This is a genomic window from Methylophilus sp. DMC14, from assembly GCF_056314085.1.
Genome location: NZ_JBQUZA010000006.1, coordinates 85,335 through 103,798, shown reverse-complemented (window position 1 = coordinate 103,798; position 18,464 = coordinate 85,335). Strand labels below are relative to the sequence as shown.

The window sequence follows — 18,464 nt, the reverse complement described above, 5'->3', positions numbered from 1 at the left end:
CGCATCTTCCTGAACATTAGTTTTTTGCTGACCATTAGTTTTTTGTTTTAAATGCCGCAACCAGCTTGAAGAACTGCGACGCCTTGTCAAAGGTTTCCTGATACTCTTTGGCGCAATCCGAATCAGCGACAATGCCACCGCCGGCAAAAAACGTCATGCGGTCTTGGGCAATGACCGCCGTTCTAATCGCAATATTCGTATCCATACAACCATCAAAGCCAATGTAGCCAATACTGCCGCAATAAATCCCACGCCGATGCGGCTCCAACTCCTCAATAATTTCCATCGCACGCAACTTGGGCGCACCAGTAATAGAACCGCCAGGGAAGCAACCGCGCAGCAAATCCAGCGCATGAAACCCATTGGCCAGCTGACCACGAACGATGCTGACCAGATGATGCACATTGGTAAATCGCTGCAATTTGAATAACGCTTCGACTTTCACCGACCCAACGGCACACACCTTGCCGATATCGTTGCGCAACAGATCAACAATCATGAGGTTCTCGGCGCGGTCCTTGATACAGCCGGATAACTCCTGCGCAATCGCCGCATCTTGCTCAGCATCTTGGTGACGCGGACGAGTGCCTTTGATCGGACGCGTTTCCACCTGTTGATCCACCACCTGCAAAAAACGCTCAGGCGACATGGAAAGGACCGAAACAGGCAACCCCTCCCCGTCCTCCACTTGCATCAACGCCATGAACGGCGCACGGCTCAATTGCCGGAAATGATCATACGCCTGACAGGCGTCACCGCGCACTTCCACGGCAAAACGCTGCGCAAGGTTAATCTGATAGCAATCCCCGGCACGGATGTAATCTTTGACGCGTGTAAAGGCCTGAGCATAAGCGGCTTGATCCAGATTGGCCTCTACGTTGCCGACGACTTCAAATGGTACGCTATTGCGTTCTGGCGCCGTGGATAGCAGCCTGGCATGCAGCTGCTCAAGGCCTGCTTGATCCAGATAGCGTAAATGCGAAACCAGCTTGCACTGCCGTGCATGGTGATCCACGATGATTGCCCAGTCATAAATACCGACCATCATCTCTGGCAACGGCACATCCTTTTGCGCCATCACTGGAATGTTTTCAATACTGCGACCCAAGTCATAGGCAAAATAGCCGAGGGCGCCCCCTGCAAACGGAACCTCAGGGGTACGTTCAACAGGATGAGAGAGCAACCATTGCTGAATGGCTTTGAAAGGATCTTCTTCCGTGCGGGTGCGCTGCTCATCAACCAGCACGTCTGTGTGCGGGTGCCGATGAATTATTCTCGCCACAGGGGCAGCCACCACAATATCAAAGCGTGCACCCAGGCTGATCTCTTCATCCACGGTCGCGACCGCATCTATTTTTTCAATCTGCCCACTTTCAAGCAACATGGGCCAAGTGAGGTCTCTCACCTGCTTGAACCAATGCATGCCTTCAGCATACGGGAGCGTCAGCGTATTCAATGTCATTGCTGCCATAACCTCGCCACTGCATAGGCCGGAAAACATACCTCTGCATCCTTTTTTAAACTTGCCTCAGCGGCCTCTACCACAGTAGAAGCAGCGTAGTACTTCATCCCCAATTCGTCAGCCAATTGGCTGACCAGAAAACTGCCCGCACCAAGACCCACCAAGGTCTGCGGTCGGTCTTGTCCCTGCGCGATCACTGCCTGAATACTGTGCTTGATTAAGGTGAGCTGCGCTGCTTTAAACGCCTGCGCCAGAGACTGCCAGAGGTTGTCCTCGGCTGATTCGACATCATGCCCAACCATACGAGCGATGCGCCGCATGCTTTCTAACAGCGATTTGCCTTGACCATCCGCCGTGTCTGCCAGGTCATCGCTGGCCGGCAGCTCGCCCAAAATACGGTAGACATCCGCCGTGGTGGCAAAATACTCGGCAGCGATATGGCGCTGTGCACCTTGCCATTCAATAAATGGCCCAAGCGCCATCAGCGGTGTGCGGACGACACCGGTATAACAGAGTCCAGATTGCCGCATACGTTCGGCATCTGTCCAGCCTGAGGGCAAGACCTGTTGCTGCTGACATCGTGTCAGATCGCAAGTCGTACTGCCGATATCAACCACAACCATCGCGGTATCAGGCAAGGCCATGGCAAGACATTGTGCTGAGGCATGCCAATTCATGGAGGCAATCGTTTCCGCTTGGCCTGTCACATTGTCGGTAAAGGTCATGCCTGAACCCTTTGTGGCCTGATAAAATCTGGCGGCTGGCAAATAGCGATGGACCGTTTCCGCAATTGCTTGTACGCCTTGTGCCCGATTTTCAAATAAATCCACCAACTCGCCGGTCATGGTAATGACATGATCGCATTCGTCCGCCGACAATTGCCAGTCATGCAACAGATGCTTAATGGCCTCTTCCAATCGCGGCAGGCCTTTCCATAAAGCGCATGCCTGCTGTGAAACGTTGAGTACCTGCGATTGTGTATCCAGCATCACCGCTTTGACATGCGCACCGCCAATATCCCATCCAATGACAGGTTTAGACCTGGTCATATCCCCCCTCTTGCAATGTGTTCAGCGTGAGTCTTAGCGAGCTGCTAGCCACGTCTGCTTGTAACTGATTGTTTAATACTGCCTGCAGAATGACTCCTGCCGGATTGCTGTTCATTATCCTCGACAATCCAATATACGGAGTGGTTAATCGTGGATTGATTTCAACCAGAACCAAGGCGCCCGCAGCATTCAAAATCATATCCGCCCCCCAATAACCGATCAGGCCCGGGATCGCACGATGCACTTGCTCGGCCAGTCGCTGCATGGCGAGGATCTGATCCGTCGCTTCGTTGACACCAGCCCCGTTAAAAGTAAATTCACCATTGACGATTTTCACCTGCTGGCGATGCGCAGCGATCACTTTTACCTCGGTAGTGGCGGCCACCACCGACATGCTCAAGGCGATGCCAGGCACATAGGGCTGTAGCAAAAACTGCGTCTGACTCAGCAAGGAATTATTGATTAAATTATTTTTAAATTCAATCAGTTCAGCATCTTTTTTAAAGTAATATGTTGCAGTGCAACCCGCGCCATCATCAGGTTTCACTACCCAGCCATGCAACTGCCCCTGAGCATACCAGGACAACGATTCAAATGTGGTCAGTTCAGCCAACATCACGTGTGGCACCACTGGCACACCGGCCTGGTGACAAAGCTCAGCCATGCATGCCTTGCTGGTGGTGTCGGCAATAGCCTGTGCCGTGCATCCGACCCATGGAATACCCATGTCTTGCACCAGATGACACAACGCTTGCAGAATCCCCTGCGTTTCGGGTGCGATCACCCAACAGGCATCAATGTCCTGCTCAGCGAGTTGCTGTTGCCATACCGAATGCGCATTTTCATGCGCCTGTATGGCAACACTCTGCGCCATTGCAGGCGGCATCACGCGGTAGTCATGGCTAGTGATACAATCCATGCCCAGCGCAGCCAGGTCTGCCAATAGGGCGTCTCGCATCAACAGCCCTTCCTGCAGCAAACTGGCAGGCAAGGCTTCTGCAACCAAGCCGCCGGCGCTGATGTATTCACAAACCCAGATTTTGAAACGAGTGGTATTTTGCATATTATTCCCGTCATCGATTTGATGCATGGCCAGGTGGTCCAGGCCATACAAGGCCAGCGCCAGCACTACCGTCCTATTCAATCGCAACTGACGGAGAGCCATGCCCTGATCGATATCGTGGCAGCTATTTTACAAGTTTATCCGTTTGACTGCCTGTATATTGCAGATTTAAATGCCATCACTGGCCAAGGCACGTTGCCGAACCACCTGTCCTTGATCCAGCAGGCGATGGTCGAGTTCCCGCAATTAGCCTGGTGGATAGACGCAGGTTTTCAAACCGCCGACCAGCTGATTCCTTGGCAATCTGCCCGCATCACCCCTATTCTGGCCAGTGAGTCTATGCAAGATGATCAAACCTATGCACAAATGCGGCAAACGTGCCCAAACAGCCTACTCTCGCTGGACTTTTTCCAAGATGGCTTTCATGGGCCCACCCAACTGCTCTCAGCGCCACAGCAATGGACACACCCCACCATCGTCATGAGCTTGCCCAAGGTCGGGGCAAATCGCGGCCCAGACCATACACAACTGGCCACGCTCAAAGCGCAGCATCCGCAACAAGCTTTATATGCCGCTGGTGGCGTACGTGATGCGCAAGATATTGAAACCTTATCGCAGGCAGGCGCCGCCGGCGTATTGATCGCCAGTGCGTTGCATCAAAAGCAACTCACTGCACATGATTTATCCAAATGGGGCGCATAAAAAAACCGGTCATACGACCGGTTTTTATAGGCCAAGCCTAAACACTTACTCAAGGTTTGCGTGCAATGCGCGCATGCCTTCTTCTGTGAGGCCTTTAGCATGAATCAATTCAGAAATCGCGCCTTCAAGGAATACCAAGGTTGACAGCTCGAACTGACCACCCATAGGCATGCCTTTTACCAGTGGGAAGCTGTCATCCTGACCAATTTGAATCACCAGGTCAGCCACATCTGCCATGGCAGAAGTTTTCTTCATGGAGATAACCACCAGTTTTGCGCCCACTTCTTTGGCTTTTTTCACAAATGGCAGCAAGGTCGCTGTACCACCGGAACCAGAAACCAATACCAGCAAGTCACCTTTTTTGATGGCTGGAGTCACCACTTCACCGATCATGTAAACGCTGTAACCGGAGTGTACCAGGCGCATGGCAAAGAAACGTGAGACCAGCAGTGAGCGACCTGCGCCACCAATGAACGTAGAACCTGCCTCATCAACCAACTTGAGCAGCTCAGCTGCTTTTGATTTGTCGGTCACGTCAAGAATGCGTTTCAGGTTGTCCAGAATAAATTGTTGATGATCCATTTTTAAATCCTGTGTAAACATAAAATTGAATAAAAAACCCGACACATTGCTGGGTCGGGTTTTTATGATCGCTAATCAATAATTGCTTATTGATGCTTAAATGAATTAAGCGTGAGCGATAGCAGTGATTTCTGCAGCAGCAGCAGCTGGGTCAGCAGCGCCGTAGATAGCAGCACCAGCAACGATGATAGTCGCGCCAGCGTCACGTACTTGAGCAGCTGTAGCAGCTTTAACGCCACCAGCAACAGAGATGTCAACACCCAGGTTCAAACCGGCAACAGCAGCCAGGTCAGCAAATGGAGTTTGACCAGCAGCTTGTTGGTCCAAACCAGTGTGGATACCGATGATGTGTGCACCAGCAGCAGCAACTTCTTTAGTTTTAGCAACTTTGTCTTCAACGCTGATCAGGTCAACTTGAGCTTTTTTGCCGTATTTGTTAGCAGCTTTGATTACGCCTTTGATTGTACCGATGTCGGATACGCCCAAAACTACGCAGATGTCAGCACCAGCTTTGTAGAATGGCTCAGACTCGTACTCACCAGCGTCCATAGTTTTCAGGTCAACCAGGATCTTGTTGTTTGGGAACTTAGCGCGCAGAGTTTCCAGCAATTTGATACCGTTGTGCTTGATGCATGGTGTACCGATTTCCAGAATGTCAACGTGTGGAGCAACTTTTTCTGCCAAAGCGATAGTTGCGTCGAAATCCAATGAGTCTAATGCCATTTGTGTTAATGCCATGTTTTTCTCCAAAAGTTAAAATTTAAATGCTATTGCTAGCGTACTACCAATTCAAGCTGGTCGCCCATAGTAAGCTCGCAGCCAAAATAAGTCAATGTTGCAGGCCAATTTATGCCTGACTTAAAAGCCACACGGGCAGATCACTGCCCGTGTGCATTATCGCATGGCGATATTACAGTTTTGCGGCTAATGCAGCTTCCAGTTTGTTCTGGTCAGCCACGAAACCACGGATACCTTCAGCCAATTTTTCTGTCGCCATTGGATCCTGATTCAATTCAAAGCGGAACTGCTCTTCTGTCAATTTGGCAGGCACTTCTTTGGTTTTTCCGCCATCTTTCAACACTTGAGTCAATGTACCTTCAGTTGCAGCCAACTCTTGCAGCAGGTTTGGAGACACGGTCAAACGGTCACAACCAGCCAAGGCAATCAGCTCGCCAGTGTTACGGAAAGAAGCACCCATTACCACGGTTTTGTAACCGTGTTCTTTGTAGTACTGGTAGATCGCGCGCACAGAAACTACACCTGGGTCAGTTTCTTGTGTGTACTCAGTGCTTGGGTTTTTCGCTTTGTACCAGTCGAGGATACGGCCAACGAATGGGGAGATCAGGAATACGCCAGCTTCAGCACACGCACGGGCTTGACCAAAACCAAACAGCAAAGTCAGGTTACATTGGATGCCTTCTTTTTCCAGAATCTCACCGGCCTTAATACCTTCCCAGGTAGAAGCCAGTTTGATCAATACGCGATCTTTGCTGATGCCAGACTCTTGGTACAGGCTGATCAATTTGCGACCTTTAGCAACCATGGCGTCGATATTGAAAGACAGACGTGCATCCACTTCTGTAGAAATACGGCCTGGAACCACTTTCGTGATTTCAGCGCCAATCAACACAGCCAATTTATCCGCTGCGTTTTCAATTTGTTGCTCTTTAGAGCCGCCTTGTGCTTTAGCATAAGCAATGGCAGTGTCAATCAATGGTGCGTATTCAGGGATTTGGCTAGCCTTCAACACCAGAGATGGGTTTGTGGTTGCATCCACAGGTTTAACACTTTTGATTGCTTCAACATCACCAGTGTCAGCCACGATGGTTGTCATTGCTTTCAACTGATCTAATAAATTTGCCATTCGATTGCTCCTAAAAATTGCAATTATCGTTTACGTATTGTTATACACAAAAACCTCGAACATTATAACTGAATTTATTTGAGTTGGTTAAGCCTCGTTTTGGCCTTGGATAAGCCCCGGGGCCAGGTCTACCTCACACACAACGCGTATTTTTTTGATTAAAATCAAATGATTGAGCCGGATTTTTACAGTGAATAAAGGCGCTTTGACTTTTCATTTACCCCCTTTTCGGGCACAATTCACCTTTTTTGCAAGTAATCTATCCGTTGGGCATATGGGCTCTGTCACCTCTTTAAATAAAGAACACCATCAGACTCGCTTCGCACAATTACCCGTAGACTGGTATCTCAACCCGGAAATCTATGCGCTGGAGCAGGCGCATTTGTTTTCCTTGCTGCCACAATACATGGGGCATACGCGCATGGTGCCTAACGCCGGAGACTACCGGGCGCTGGATTGGATGCACGACGCCGTGGCCTTGGTCAACCAGCAAGGCACGCCTCAACTGATCAGCAATATTTGCCGTCACCGGCAAGCAGTCATGCTCAATGGACAAGGCAATACGCAACATATCGTCTGTCCGCTTCATCGCTGGACATACGACCTGAGCGGACAATTGCTCGGCGCCCCGCATTTTGAGCAAACCCCTTGCCTCCACCTTGAAAAACAATCCCTGACAGAATGGCAAGGCCTGCTTTTTAAAGCGAACGAGACCACTGGCAAACAAAAAGGTCTGGAGATTAGCCAGGTGTTAAAAACGCTTGGTTGCAAGCAGGACTTTGACTTCACCGGCTATTATTTTGATTCGGCGATTGTGGATCACTATGATTTCAACTGGAAGACTTTTATCGAAGTCTACCTGGAAGACTACCATGTAGGCCCTTTCCACCCTGGCCTGAACCAGTTTGTTGATTGTGGTGAACTGCACTGGGAATTTGGCGAACACTACAGCGTACAAACCGTGGGCTACAAACCGCTGCCAGATTACAGCCTGTCGCCAGTCTACAAGCAGTGGCAACAAACGGTCACCGATTACCAACAAGGCACCGCGCCCAAATACGGCGCCATCTGGTTCGTCATGTATCCTTTCCTGATGATCGAGTGGTACCCCAATGTGTTGGTCGTCTCCCACATCATCCCGACCGGCGTCGAGTCCTGCAAAAACGTGGTCGAATTTTACTATCCAGAAGATATTGCGCTGTTTGAGCGTGAGTACATCAAAGCGCAGCAAGCGGCTTATTTTGAGACCGCAGTAGAAGACAAAGAAATCTGCCAGCGTATGCAGGATGGCCGCAAAGGCTTGTATCTGCTAGGTAAAGATGAGCGTGGCCCCTATCAGCACCCGATGGAAACAGGACTGGAACACTTCCATCAATGGTATCGCCGCCAGATGGAACCGCATCTACCTGACCACTTGCCACGCTAACCGAACACCCACCTTACTGTTTCCGCTTGAAAAAACCACCTTCCCCACGCTCCTGGCACCCCCAACATTGGCAGTTGGGTAGCTACTGGATGTTGCTGGCAGGCTTGGGCTTTGCCATCATGGGCGCATTTGTCAAAGCAGGCGCAGCACGCTTCACCACCAGTGAACTGGTGTTTTACCGCTCTGCCTTTGGCTTTGTGATGATTGCCGCCATCGTTTATGGTCAAGGCAAGCAGATAAAAACACCGCTACTCAATATGCAGCTGCGCAGAGCCGGCGTGGGGTTCGCGGCCTTGCTGCTATTTTTCTATGCCATCGCGCATTTACCGCTGGCCACAGCCATTACACTCAATTACACCTCGCCCATGTTCCTCGCGCTGCTCTCCCCCTGGCTGCTCACAGGTGACCAGCCACTGACGCGCCAACAGCGGTTGAGGCTTAATCTATGCGTGGTGGGAGGCTTTATTGGCATTTGCCTGCTCTTGCAACCTACGTTCCATCGCGAGCAATGGCTGGCCGGGGGCGTGGCTCTGCTCTCAGGCATTGGGGCAGCGCTCGCCTATGTCCACGTCAAACAACTGGGGATACAAGGCGAACCCGACTGGCGTACCGTCTTTTACTTCACACTGGTGTGCACGATTGCCAGTGGCGGCTGGATGTTGATCGACCATGTTACGCCCCTACGCTGGCAAGACCTGCCATTATTGTGCGGTCTCGGCCTGTCGGCAACCCTGAGCCAACTGGCGCTTACCCGCGCTTACCGCACAGGCAACACCTTGACGGTGGCAAGCCTGGCTTATAGCACCATCGTCTTTGCCACTCTGCTTGGGATGCTCTTCTGGGGAGAAGCCCTGAGTCTGCTTGAAACAGCAGGCATGCTGCTGATTATCGCCTTTGGTGTTTTAAGTACCCGTAGCCGGGCTTAAAGCAATCCCAAGGCCTTACCCTCTCCCAAAGTGCAATAAAAAAGTCATTCTTATTGCTAAGAATGACTTTTTATTAAAGACCTAAGCTGGTTTTAATTGAGCGCTTATGGCTCCAGCAAGCCACAACGCATGGCAATCAGCGCAATCTCGGCAGAGTTTTGTGCGTTGAGTTTTTGTTTGATGTTATACAGGTGCGTGCCCACAGTACGCGGACTCAAAAACAAGGTTTCAGCAATCTCGTTAGTGGATTTTCCTCGCGCCAGCGACATAAACACTTCAAACTCACGTTCACTGAGCACATCGACCGGATTTTGCTCACCTGATAATTGCTGAATCGCCATTTGCTGAGCCACGCTGGCTTCAAGATACTTTTTGCCTTGTGCCACACTGCGGATGGCTTTGATCAACTCTTCCGCCGCACTGCGTTTGGTGACATAGCCCATCGCACCGGCATTTAGCACGCGCTTGGGATGCACGGAGTCTTCATGTGCAGACAGTACAAGGATACGCGCGTGGCTGTCTTTGGCGAGAATCCGCTCAATCGCCTCCATGCCGCCGATACCAGGCATGGTGATATCCATCACCACCACTTGCGGATGATGCTCCTGATAGGCCTTGATGGCTGCCTCGCCGCTTTCAGCCTCAGCAATCACCTTGATATCCTGGTCGGACTCCAGCAACATTTTAAAACCCATCCTGACCACGGCATGGTCATCCACCAGCATTACACTAATCACGCTTGTCTCCCCTTTATTTATGCTGATTGTATAGGCAACCGAACTTCCAGGGTGGTTCCACGGCCGGCATCCGGCTGAGAAACTACCTTAAATTGCCCATGCAATGCTTGTACACGTTCACGCATGCCCAGCAAGCCAAAATGCTTGGTCTGGTCCACGTTGTCGATATGCACCCCCACGCCATCATCGCAGATCATCAGGCGCAAGCCATCCTTATCCAGCAGTAAATGTACATTGATACATTGTGCATGCGCGTGCTTGATGGCGTTATTTACCGCCTCTTGCACAATGCGGTAAAGATTGATGTTCACATTCTCGCCCATGGGCTGAAACTCGCCAGAGACATGCAGCTGTATGCTTAATTCTGGATGCTGCGCCTGATAACCAGACATCATATCGCGCAAGGTTTCCACCAGCCCCATATTGTCCATGGCAGCCGGACGTAACTGACGGATGATATTGTGCATGCCGTCGTAAATATGGTTGGCCGCCGCCACGATGGTCTGCGCATTGGCAGAGATATCAGGCGTGGTCGCCTTGGTTTTGTTTACAATAGCCACGGCAAAGGTTTTGATCGCGGTCACATACTGGCCGAGCTCATCATGCAGCTCACGCGCCAGGCTGCGCCGCTCGTCTTCAATATGCTGCTGTATCAGTTGCGTGAGCTGGCGGTTTTGCTCCAACTGGCGCTCGGCATCCAGCGAGACAGCCATCTGGTTCAAGCTTTGGCCAATACGGTCAAACTCGGGCAAAGAGAAGCGCTCCAGGCGCGTTGTCAAATCACCCTGCTCTATGCGGTTAATCGCATGCAAAATATGCCTGACCGGGCGCAACGCATGACTCAACAAGCCATACACCAGCAAGTTGAGCAGCACAAAAAAACCAATGCCCATAATCATCAATTGGCGAAACCCGGACCAAGCCTCCCGAATCGAGCCTTCTGCACTGGAGTGAACAATCAGCACCCCATACCGCACCCGGCGCGTCACGGTTTCGACCTTGGGGGCCACCAGGCTCACAAACCATTGTGGCGGGATGACCTCAGATTTAAAAGTGGAGCCAGGGGAAAGATACAACGGGTTATTGGCGTAGTCATACAACTCAATCCGGCTGCTGCGCACATAGCCCAAAGAGCGCAAAAAGTCCTGCAACACATAATGCGTCGGCCCCAGGCTGGGATTCATGGCAGAACTGACAATCACCGTATCCAGCAATTGCACCGTCACCCGCGTAGCCGCCTCCACCCGCTCACGAATACTGTCTTTGGTATCGCGCACCAACACCACGCCTGCCGCGACCAAAAAAGCCAGCGACAGCATGGTGACTAAAAGATTTAACCTGAAACGTAAACTCATGGAGAGTGATGATAATCGCAATTGCCCTATTAGACTTTAACTACCGCGCATTCTCACAGCGTAAAATCATTAAATTCAACCAATCCGGCGCTTAGTCTTTAATCTTCAAAGCATCCCATTCCTTGGGTTTAGGCGGGTAAGCCAATGGCAGTTGATTCAGCGTCTCAAGCAACAAACGTGAAATCAGCAGATTGCGGTTGGTTTTAGAATTGGCCGGGATCACGTACCAAGGCGCATGTTCAGTAGAAGTGGCTTGCAAGGCAGACTCATACGCTTGCATATAATCCTCCCAAAGCGCCCGCTCCTCCAGATCTTTCGGATTAAACTTCCAATGCTTGGTCGGTTCATCCAGACGCTCTTGCAGGCGCTCCTTTTGCTCTTCTTTCGAGATATGTAAAAAACACTTGATCAGTGTTGTGCCCGTCTCGGTCAACATACGCTCAAAATCGTTGATTTGCTGATAACGGCGCTTGCATTCCACATCATCAATCCAGCCATGCACCCTCACAATCAGCACATCTTCATAATGGCTACGGTTAAAAATCACCAACTCACCGTTAGCTGGCACCTGCGCATGCACCCGCCATAAATAATCATGCGCCAGCTCATCAGCACTAGGCGCTTTAAAACTCGCCAGACGGATGCCTAACGGGTCACAAGCACTGAACACATGCTTCACTGTGCCATCCTTGCCGCTGGTATCCATGCCCTGCAACAGCAAAATCACCTTATGCTTGCCCTCAGCATGCAAAATATCCTGCCGCGCATTAATCGCCTCAGTCAGTTTTGCCAACTCAGCTAAATCCTGCGCTTTATCTTCACTGCGCGCAGAACGGTCATCGGGAGAATATTGCTTGAGGGAGAATTTTTTAGGGTTAACGCGGTATTTTTCCAGCTTTTCCATGAGGCCTGCCAAGATGACAAAATCACAAGCAGTGTATCTCAAGCTGAGAGGGTTGCAAAAGGTAGAGATAAATTAGGATCACAACGCATTGCTCCCTACTCGGCTAAATTACACTCCCATGCCAACGGAGAAAAGCTAAATTTCTGACGCATTTCATGCCCCGTAAATACGTGAAGCTGGGGTGAGCGTCTTGCCATACAGACAACGTAAATAAACCATTCGGAGTTTTCATCAGCAAATTTTGACTCATTTCTAGTGATAAAAAACCTGGGTTCTGGGTTGTCAGTTCCCTTTACTTCAATGAATCTAGCAACTGTATCTTTTATTGCCAAAAGATCGTACCCTAGATTCTCGTTTTGACGGTCAACTACATGAAAACCCTCTTTCTTGAGTGAGTTCGTTACATGCTTAATGGCAGCATCCTCGATGTCTTTTCGAGTTGCAGCATCAGGAAAACCGCCGCCGATCATAGCAATCTTGGGCTCCTCAACGGACGCTAAGAACAAAACGCCTGCGACCTCCTCAGGCTTGCGATTGCCAAGATGAGATTCAATCGTTTCTTTGTCATATCTGATTTCGGTGGCGCGAAACAGACCAAGATACTGCCACTTATTGACACCACATTTAACATAAGCGGGCACAACGGCTCCTGACTCTAAAAAGAGTCGCGCCCTTCCCTCAACCCTAGGACCTTTTCCAAATACGACTGCATCAGGAGCATCGGGATTCAAATCCATACGAAGTGCCAAACCCTTCACTACATTCAGCTTAGTTCGAATGTAGTCGTCTCCACCAGCTGTTAGTTTCGCAAGCTCTTGAGTGGTAATAGTCTTAGACAATTGGTGCTCCATGGAAACTATAACGCCTCTATTTTTTGCATACTTTAAAGCAAATATTACATTGTATTTATATATGCTTGTATAAACACTTATAGTTAAATCTATTAGCGCTCACAAAAAATTTAACTTTTTATACAAAAGGTAGATTAGTTATCCGAAAGCACTTCTAAAGCTTAAGCTGTGCGTGCTTCCTAATAAAAAACGCCAGCATAACACTGGCGTTTTTTATACTGAGCAGAGCTTAGTCTTTAGAAGCACGTTTACGCTCGTGCTCTAACAGGTAGCGTTTACGCAGACGGATGGTTTTTGGTGTGATTTCGACCAATTCGTCATCGTCAATAAACTCTACGGCACTTTCCAGGCTTAGCGAGACTGGCGGGATCAAACGCACCGCTTCGTCTGTACCAGAAGCACGTACGTTTGTGAGTTGTTTGCCCTTGATCGGGTTAACGACCAGGTCATTGTCGCGGCTATGAATACCGATGATCATGCCTTCATACAGTCGGTCGCCTGGGCTAGAGAACATTTTGCCGCGATCTTGCAGCTTCCATAAGGCATAGGCAACGGCCTCACCTTGTTCAGCTGAAATAAGTACGCCATTACGACGGCCTGGCATGTCTGCTTTTACCGGGGCATATTCGTCAAAAATATGCGCCATCAACCCTGTACCACGGGTTAAGGTTAAAAACTCACCTTGGAAACCAATCAGGCCGCGTGCTGGGATGCGGTATTCCAAACGTGTGCGACCGTTACCATCAGACTCCATGTTAGTCATTTCACCGCGGCGACGGCCTAACTCCTCCATCACTGCGCCCTGATTTTCATCTTCAACGTCTACAGTCAGGATTTCATAAGGCTCACATTTTTCGCCATTGATCTCTCTGAACACGACGCGTGGCTTACCCACGGCAATTTCAAAGCCTTCACGACGCATGTTTTCCAGCAAAATGGTCAGGTGCAATTCGCCACGACCAGACACACGGAATACATCGGTGTCTTCAGTATCTTCAACGCGCAAAGCCACGTTAACCAACAACTCTTTGGTTAAACGATCACGAATTTGACGTGAGGTGATGAACTTACCTTCAGTGCCGGCTAATGGTGAGGTGTTGACCATAAAGTCCATGGTCAAAGTCGGCTCATCTACGCCCAGATGTGGCAAACCAACAGGTTTGTCGCGATCACAGATGGTGAAGCCAATACCGATTTCTTCGATCCCTGAAATGATCACAATGTCACCGGCTTCTGCTTCTTCAACCGGCACACGCTCCAAACCTCTAAAACCGAGCACTTGGTTAATACGGCCTTGTGCGACTTGTTCATCTTCGCGCATCACTGCTACGACTTGACCTGGCTTGATACGACCATTAGTGATACGACCAACGCCCAAACGACCTGTATATGTCGAATAATCCAAGGCTGAAATTTGCAATTGCAATGGTGCATCGCTGTTGCCTTTTGGCGGCTCAACGTGACTCAAAATCGTTTCAAACAAGGCGCGCATATTGTCTGAAGGATTTTTCAGGTCCAGCGTTGCAAAACCATTCAAGGCAGAGGCATAGACCACAGGGAAGTCTAATTGCTCATCCGTTGCACCCAAATTGGCAAACAAGTCAAAAGTGTGGTTGATCACCCAATCCGGACGGGCACTTGGACGGTCTACCTTATTAATGACCACAATAGGCTTCAAACCTAAGGCCAGTGCTTTCTTGGTCACGAAACGGGTTTGCGGCATGGGGCCGTCAACGGCATCCACTAACAGCAATACGCCATCCACCATACCCAATACACGCTCTACCTCACCACCAAAGTCGGCGTGGCCCGGGGTATCAACGATATTGATATGCGTGCCTTCATACGTTAAGGCGGTGTTTTTGGCCAAAATGGTAATGCCACGCTCTTTTTCGAGATCATTGCTATCCATCACACGCTCAGTCACCGCTTGGTGTGAGGCAAAAGTACCTGACTGTTGAAGTAGCTTATCGACCATGGTGGTTTTACCGTGGTCAACGTGGGCGATAATTGCGATATTTCTTAAATTGCGTGCCATGTGAACTGCCATCTGTTTGGAAAGGGCGCGATTTTATCACAAATCAACTAAATAATTGACTTTTAAAATAAAATGGATATACTGCAAGCAACTTTAAAGCGTTGCTGGTGCTCTAATAGCCCAATACGTTTTAAATTCATTGCCCTGACCTGTCGATAACTCGCGATTTTTTGAGGTTATCATCTTTAGATGAAGTCTTGATGACACCATCTTCTTTTATCGGTTAGTGGCCATGCCCAAGCGCCGGTAAAAGCAATCCATTCCTGATGTTGCTTTCGCTCAGCAAGTACTACATGCACACTTTGTGCAATGTAATTGACTGGCTTTGCATTTGCTTTACTAGCGCCCTTTTTAATTGTTGATGAAAGGGACATTCCTTGTCTTTTGCAGATTTAAATCTCGACCCCTCCATTTTGCGCGCATTGACCGACGCAGGCTATGAAAACCCAACACCGATTCAGGCACAATCTATTCCTGAAGCATTGCAAGGCCGTGACATCATGGCTTCTGCACAAACCGGCACTGGCAAGACCGCTGCCTTTACCCTGCCCGCTTTAAACTTGCTGGCAACACCACACCCAGTGCGCAGCCGTGGCCCACGTATCCTGGTACTGACACCAACCCGTGAACTGGCTGCACAAGTGAATGAAGCCGCACGTAAATACGGTAAATTTTTGCGTGCACGCTGCATCAGCATTGTGGGTGGCATGCCTTACCCATTGCAAAACAAGCTGCTGTCGCAACCACTGGATATTCTGGTAGCAACGCCAGGCCGTTTTATTGATCACCTTGAGCGTGGCCGCATTGACCTGAGCCGCTTGCAAATGCTGGTGCTGGATGAAGCTGACCGCATGCTGGATATGGGCTTTATGCCGGATGTAGAACGTATTTGCGAAGCCTTGCCTGCTGAGCGCCAAACCTTGCTGTTCTCTGCCACACTTGACGGCATTATGGATATCGGCAAACGTTTCCTCAACAATCCACTCACCATTCAGGTGGCTGGTCAAAAAGAAAAACATGCCAACATTGAACAACGTTTGCACTTTGTGGATGACATGAACCACAAGAACAAACTGCTGGAGCACTTGCTGATTGCGCCAGATGTGAATCAAACCATTATTTTCACCAGCACCAAGCGCCATGCCGATTTGTTGGCTGAAGACTTGTATGCTGCCGGCCATAGCACTGCGGCATTGCACGGCGACATGACACAAGGTGCGCGTAACCGCACGCTGACAAAATTGCGCCACGGCGATGTAAAAGTGCTGGTGGCGACGGATGTCGCAGCGCGCGGCATTGACGTACAAGGTATTTCACACGTCATTAACTACGACCTGCCTAAATTTGCTGAAGACTATGTACACCGCATTGGCCGTACTGGCCGCGCCAACAATACCGGCGTTGCGATTTCGTTTGCTTCAAACGCTGATCGTCATTTGCTGCGCAAAATCGAGCAATATACTGGCCAGAAATTACAGGCTGAAGTGATTGCCGGTTTTGAGCCAAAACGTGCGGTACGCATGGATGATGGCGATAGCCGTCGTGGCAAGCGCCCTGGCAAACCACAAGGTAAAGGTGGCTTCCGTCGCGACGAGCGTTCAGCACAGCCAAAGTCATTTGGTGAACGTGTTGCACGTGAAGGCCAGCGCGATGCGCAAAACAATAAGCCACGTGCACCGCGTACCCCAGAAGCCGGACAAAGCAAAGAAGTCAACGGTAACAGCAAGAGCTACAACAAAGACACCGACTTCCAGTTTGCCCGCGCATTGGCGGACGAGTTTGGCCAGCGCCGCCCACGTCCAACCAATAGCCAGGAACGCTTTGGCAACCCTAACGCCAGCCGCAGCAATCAAAAACCACGTCCAGCGGGGAAATCCTTTGGTGACAATGGTGGTGGCGCCGCCAAACGTCCTCGTTCATTTGCCTAAGCCTAGCCTATGACTGAGCAAACCATTGTAGATTTTCGTGCGCTCGGCCTGGCCGAGCCGCTGTTAAAAGCGATTGAGGAATCCGGGTATACCACGCCGACGCCGATTCAGGCGCAGGCGATTCCCCTCGCCTTGCAGCACATGGATTTGATGGCCGGTGCGCAAACCGGGACAGGCAAAACGGCGGCGTTTTCGCTGCCAATTTTGCATACCCTGCTGCCATTGGCCAGCACCAGCACCTCACCAGCCAAGCATCCCATCCGGGCCTTGGTGCTGGCGCCGACACGTGAGCTGGCGATTCAGGTATACGACAACATCAAAACCTATGCCAAACACACGGCTTTGCGTAGTACCGTGGTGTATGGCGGTGTAGATATCAAGACGCAAACGCCTATCCTCAAGACGGGCGTTGAAATTCTGGTCGCGACACCCGGCCGCCTGCTGGACCATGTCGAGCAAAAAACCTTGTCGTTAAATCAGGTACAGTTTCTGGTGTTGGACGAAGCCGACCGCATGCTAGATATGGGCTTTATGCCTGACTTAAAGCGCATTCTGGCCTTGTTGCCAAAACAGCGGCAAAATCTGATGTTCTCGGCGACGTTTTCTGATGAAATCAAAAAACTGGCAGATGCGTTTTTAAATAATCCGACATTGATTGAAGTGGCACGCAGCAACGCCACCAACGACAATGTGGAACAAAAAGCGTTTTTGGTGAACACTGACCAGAAACAACGTTTTTTGGTACAACTGCTCAAGCAATACCCCAATCAGCAAGTGATTGTTTTTACCAAAACCAAGCTTTCGGCCAGCAAACTGGCCAGAGCACTGGAACGTGATCAGGTGCCTTGTAGCGCGATTCATGGTGACAAGTCACAAAAAGAACGGATCGAAGCGCTTGATGCGTTTAAGGCGGGCACTATTCACGCCTTGGTTGCGACCGATGTTGCCGCACGCGGTCTGGACATCACGGACTTGCCATTGGTGGTTAACTACGAGATCTCTACTTCGCCAGAAGATTACGTGCACCGTATTGGCCGTACAGGCCGTGCAGGCGCTAAAGGCATTGCCATTTCGCTGATCGACGAGGATGAAACCAAGTATTTTGACGAGATTGAAAAGCTCATCAAAAAACAGATTCCAAAAGAAAAAGCGAATGTCAGCAGCGCTACCCCTGCACGTTCACGCCCCTCTAAAGCCTCCAGTGGCAAGGATGCCTGGTTTGAGCAGCCTTACCAGCCAGCCGCCGCCACGGCCGCGCCCAGAGCAGTCACGGCAAAATCTGCAGCAAACGTAAAACGCAAAGTGGTTGCCGCGCTGCTGGGTGGATTTGGCTTTAAAGCGACGCCGCAAAACCGCACGCAAGCCAAGCGCACGACAGGCAGGTCTAAGCAGAAATCAGATCTCCCTCCTGCTCAGCAACCTGCTGAAAATGCAGCGGAGACCGCGAATATTGAGTCCTAAGCCTGCAATCCCAGAGACGACACTGAAGTCCTGGAACTGGGATTGCGATGATGACAAAGCCCCGAGATTCGGGGCTTTTTCTTTCTGCGGATGAGAGGTTGAGCTTGCGAATATTA

At 50.3% G+C, this 18,464-nt stretch carries 16 protein-coding genes; 5 read left to right on the top strand and 11 right to left on the bottom strand.

Features of this window, described 5'->3' with window-relative positions:
* Positions 1 to 34 precede the first annotated feature (34 nt).
* From pabB to ACT53C_RS12280, 3 genes are read right to left on the bottom strand one after another with little or no spacing between them, the layout of a single operon-like run.
* A complete protein-coding gene (gene pabB, locus ACT53C_RS12290) occupies positions 35 to 1,462 on the bottom strand; it encodes an aminodeoxychorismate synthase component I (protein ID WP_476146584.1) in 1,428 nt (475 codons plus the stop codon).
* Positions 1,459 to 2,511, bottom strand: coding sequence for a hydantoinase/oxoprolinase family protein (locus ACT53C_RS12285; protein ID WP_476146497.1), 1,053 nt, complete (start codon positions 2,509 to 2,511; stop codon positions 1,459 to 1,461). Before ACT53C_RS12285 ends, pabB begins: the two co-directional genes overlap by 4 nt.
* Positions 2,498 to 3,574: an ATP-grasp domain-containing protein gene (locus ACT53C_RS12280; protein ID WP_476146495.1), complete on the bottom strand. Its 1,077-nt coding sequence runs from the start codon at positions 3,572 to 3,574 to the stop codon at positions 2,498 to 2,500. Before ACT53C_RS12280 ends, ACT53C_RS12285 begins: the two co-directional genes overlap by 14 nt.
* Between ACT53C_RS12280 and ACT53C_RS12275 the strand changes: the two genes are divergently transcribed.
* Positions 3,569 to 4,276 (top strand): HisA/HisF-related TIM barrel protein, encoded by a 708-nt coding sequence (locus tag ACT53C_RS12275; protein ID WP_476146493.1) that lies wholly within the window; start codon positions 3,569 to 3,571, stop codon positions 4,274 to 4,276. The two genes, ACT53C_RS12280 and ACT53C_RS12275, sit on opposite strands and share 6 nt — an antisense overlap.
* Before the next feature lie 45 nt (positions 4,277 to 4,321).
* On the opposite strand, the gene hxlB is transcribed toward ACT53C_RS12275, so the two are convergent.
* The 3 genes from hxlB to tal form a co-directional block, all read right to left on the bottom strand.
* Positions 4,322 to 4,858, bottom strand: coding sequence for a 6-phospho-3-hexuloisomerase (gene hxlB, locus ACT53C_RS12270; protein ID WP_091470596.1), 537 nt, complete (start codon positions 4,856 to 4,858; stop codon positions 4,322 to 4,324).
* Positions 4,859 to 4,963: 105 nt separating this feature from the next.
* Positions 4,964 to 5,596: a 3-hexulose-6-phosphate synthase gene (gene hxlA / locus ACT53C_RS12265; RefSeq protein ID WP_194747659.1), complete on the bottom strand. Its 633-nt coding sequence runs from the start codon at positions 5,594 to 5,596 to the stop codon at positions 4,964 to 4,966.
* Positions 5,597 to 5,768: 172 nt separating this feature from the next.
* Entirely contained in the window at positions 5,769 to 6,722 is a 954-nt protein-coding gene (tal, locus tag ACT53C_RS12260; protein ID WP_476146490.1) for a transaldolase, read from the bottom strand.
* 274 nt (positions 6,723 to 6,996) lie between these two features.
* Between tal and ACT53C_RS12255 the strand changes: the two genes are divergently transcribed.
* Positions 6,997 to 8,148, top strand: coding sequence for an aromatic ring-hydroxylating oxygenase subunit alpha (locus tag ACT53C_RS12255; RefSeq protein WP_476146488.1), 1,152 nt, complete (start codon positions 6,997 to 6,999; stop codon positions 8,146 to 8,148).
* 89 nt (positions 8,149 to 8,237) lie between these two features.
* Complete coding sequence (locus tag ACT53C_RS12250; protein WP_476146582.1) at positions 8,238 to 9,074, top strand: DMT family transporter; 837 nt, start codon at positions 8,238 to 8,240, stop codon at positions 9,072 to 9,074.
* Between the two features lie 104 nt (positions 9,075 to 9,178).
* Here ACT53C_RS12250 and ACT53C_RS12245 read toward each other — a convergent pair whose 3' ends face one another.
* The 5 genes from ACT53C_RS12245 to typA form a co-directional block, all read right to left on the bottom strand.
* Positions 9,179 to 9,799, bottom strand: coding sequence for a response regulator (locus ACT53C_RS12245; protein WP_194748431.1), 621 nt, complete (start codon positions 9,797 to 9,799; stop codon positions 9,179 to 9,181).
* Positions 9,800 to 9,828: 29 nt separating this feature from the next.
* Positions 9,829 to 11,130, bottom strand: a complete 1,302-nt coding sequence (locus ACT53C_RS12240) for an ATP-binding protein (protein ID WP_476146580.1) — start codon at positions 11,128 to 11,130, stop codon at positions 9,829 to 9,831.
* A gap of 127 nt (positions 11,131 to 11,257) precedes the next feature.
* Positions 11,258 to 12,070 (bottom strand): polyphosphate kinase 2 family protein, encoded by an 813-nt coding sequence (locus tag ACT53C_RS12235; RefSeq protein WP_476146487.1) that lies wholly within the window; start codon positions 12,068 to 12,070, stop codon positions 11,258 to 11,260.
* Between the two features lie 95 nt (positions 12,071 to 12,165).
* On the bottom strand, positions 12,166 to 12,909 hold the full coding sequence (locus ACT53C_RS12230; protein ID WP_476146485.1) for a protein NO VEIN domain-containing protein: 744 nt from the start codon (positions 12,907 to 12,909) through the stop codon (positions 12,166 to 12,168).
* Positions 12,910 to 13,150: 241 nt separating this feature from the next.
* On the bottom strand, positions 13,151 to 14,959 hold the full coding sequence (typA, locus tag ACT53C_RS12225; RefSeq protein ID WP_194747666.1) for a translational GTPase TypA: 1,809 nt from the start codon (positions 14,957 to 14,959) through the stop codon (positions 13,151 to 13,153).
* Between the two features lie 377 nt (positions 14,960 to 15,336).
* Between typA and ACT53C_RS12220 the strand changes: the two genes are divergently transcribed.
* The gene (locus tag ACT53C_RS12220) at positions 15,337 to 16,887 is read left to right on the top strand and encodes a DEAD/DEAH box helicase (protein WP_194747667.1); all 1,551 of its coding nucleotides are present in this window, start codon (positions 15,337 to 15,339) and stop codon (positions 16,885 to 16,887) included.
* A gap of 9 nt (positions 16,888 to 16,896) precedes the next feature.
* Positions 16,897 to 18,348: a DEAD/DEAH box helicase gene (locus ACT53C_RS12215; RefSeq protein ID WP_476146482.1), complete on the top strand. Its 1,452-nt coding sequence runs from the start codon at positions 16,897 to 16,899 to the stop codon at positions 18,346 to 18,348.
* Positions 18,349 to 18,464 lie beyond the last annotated feature (116 nt).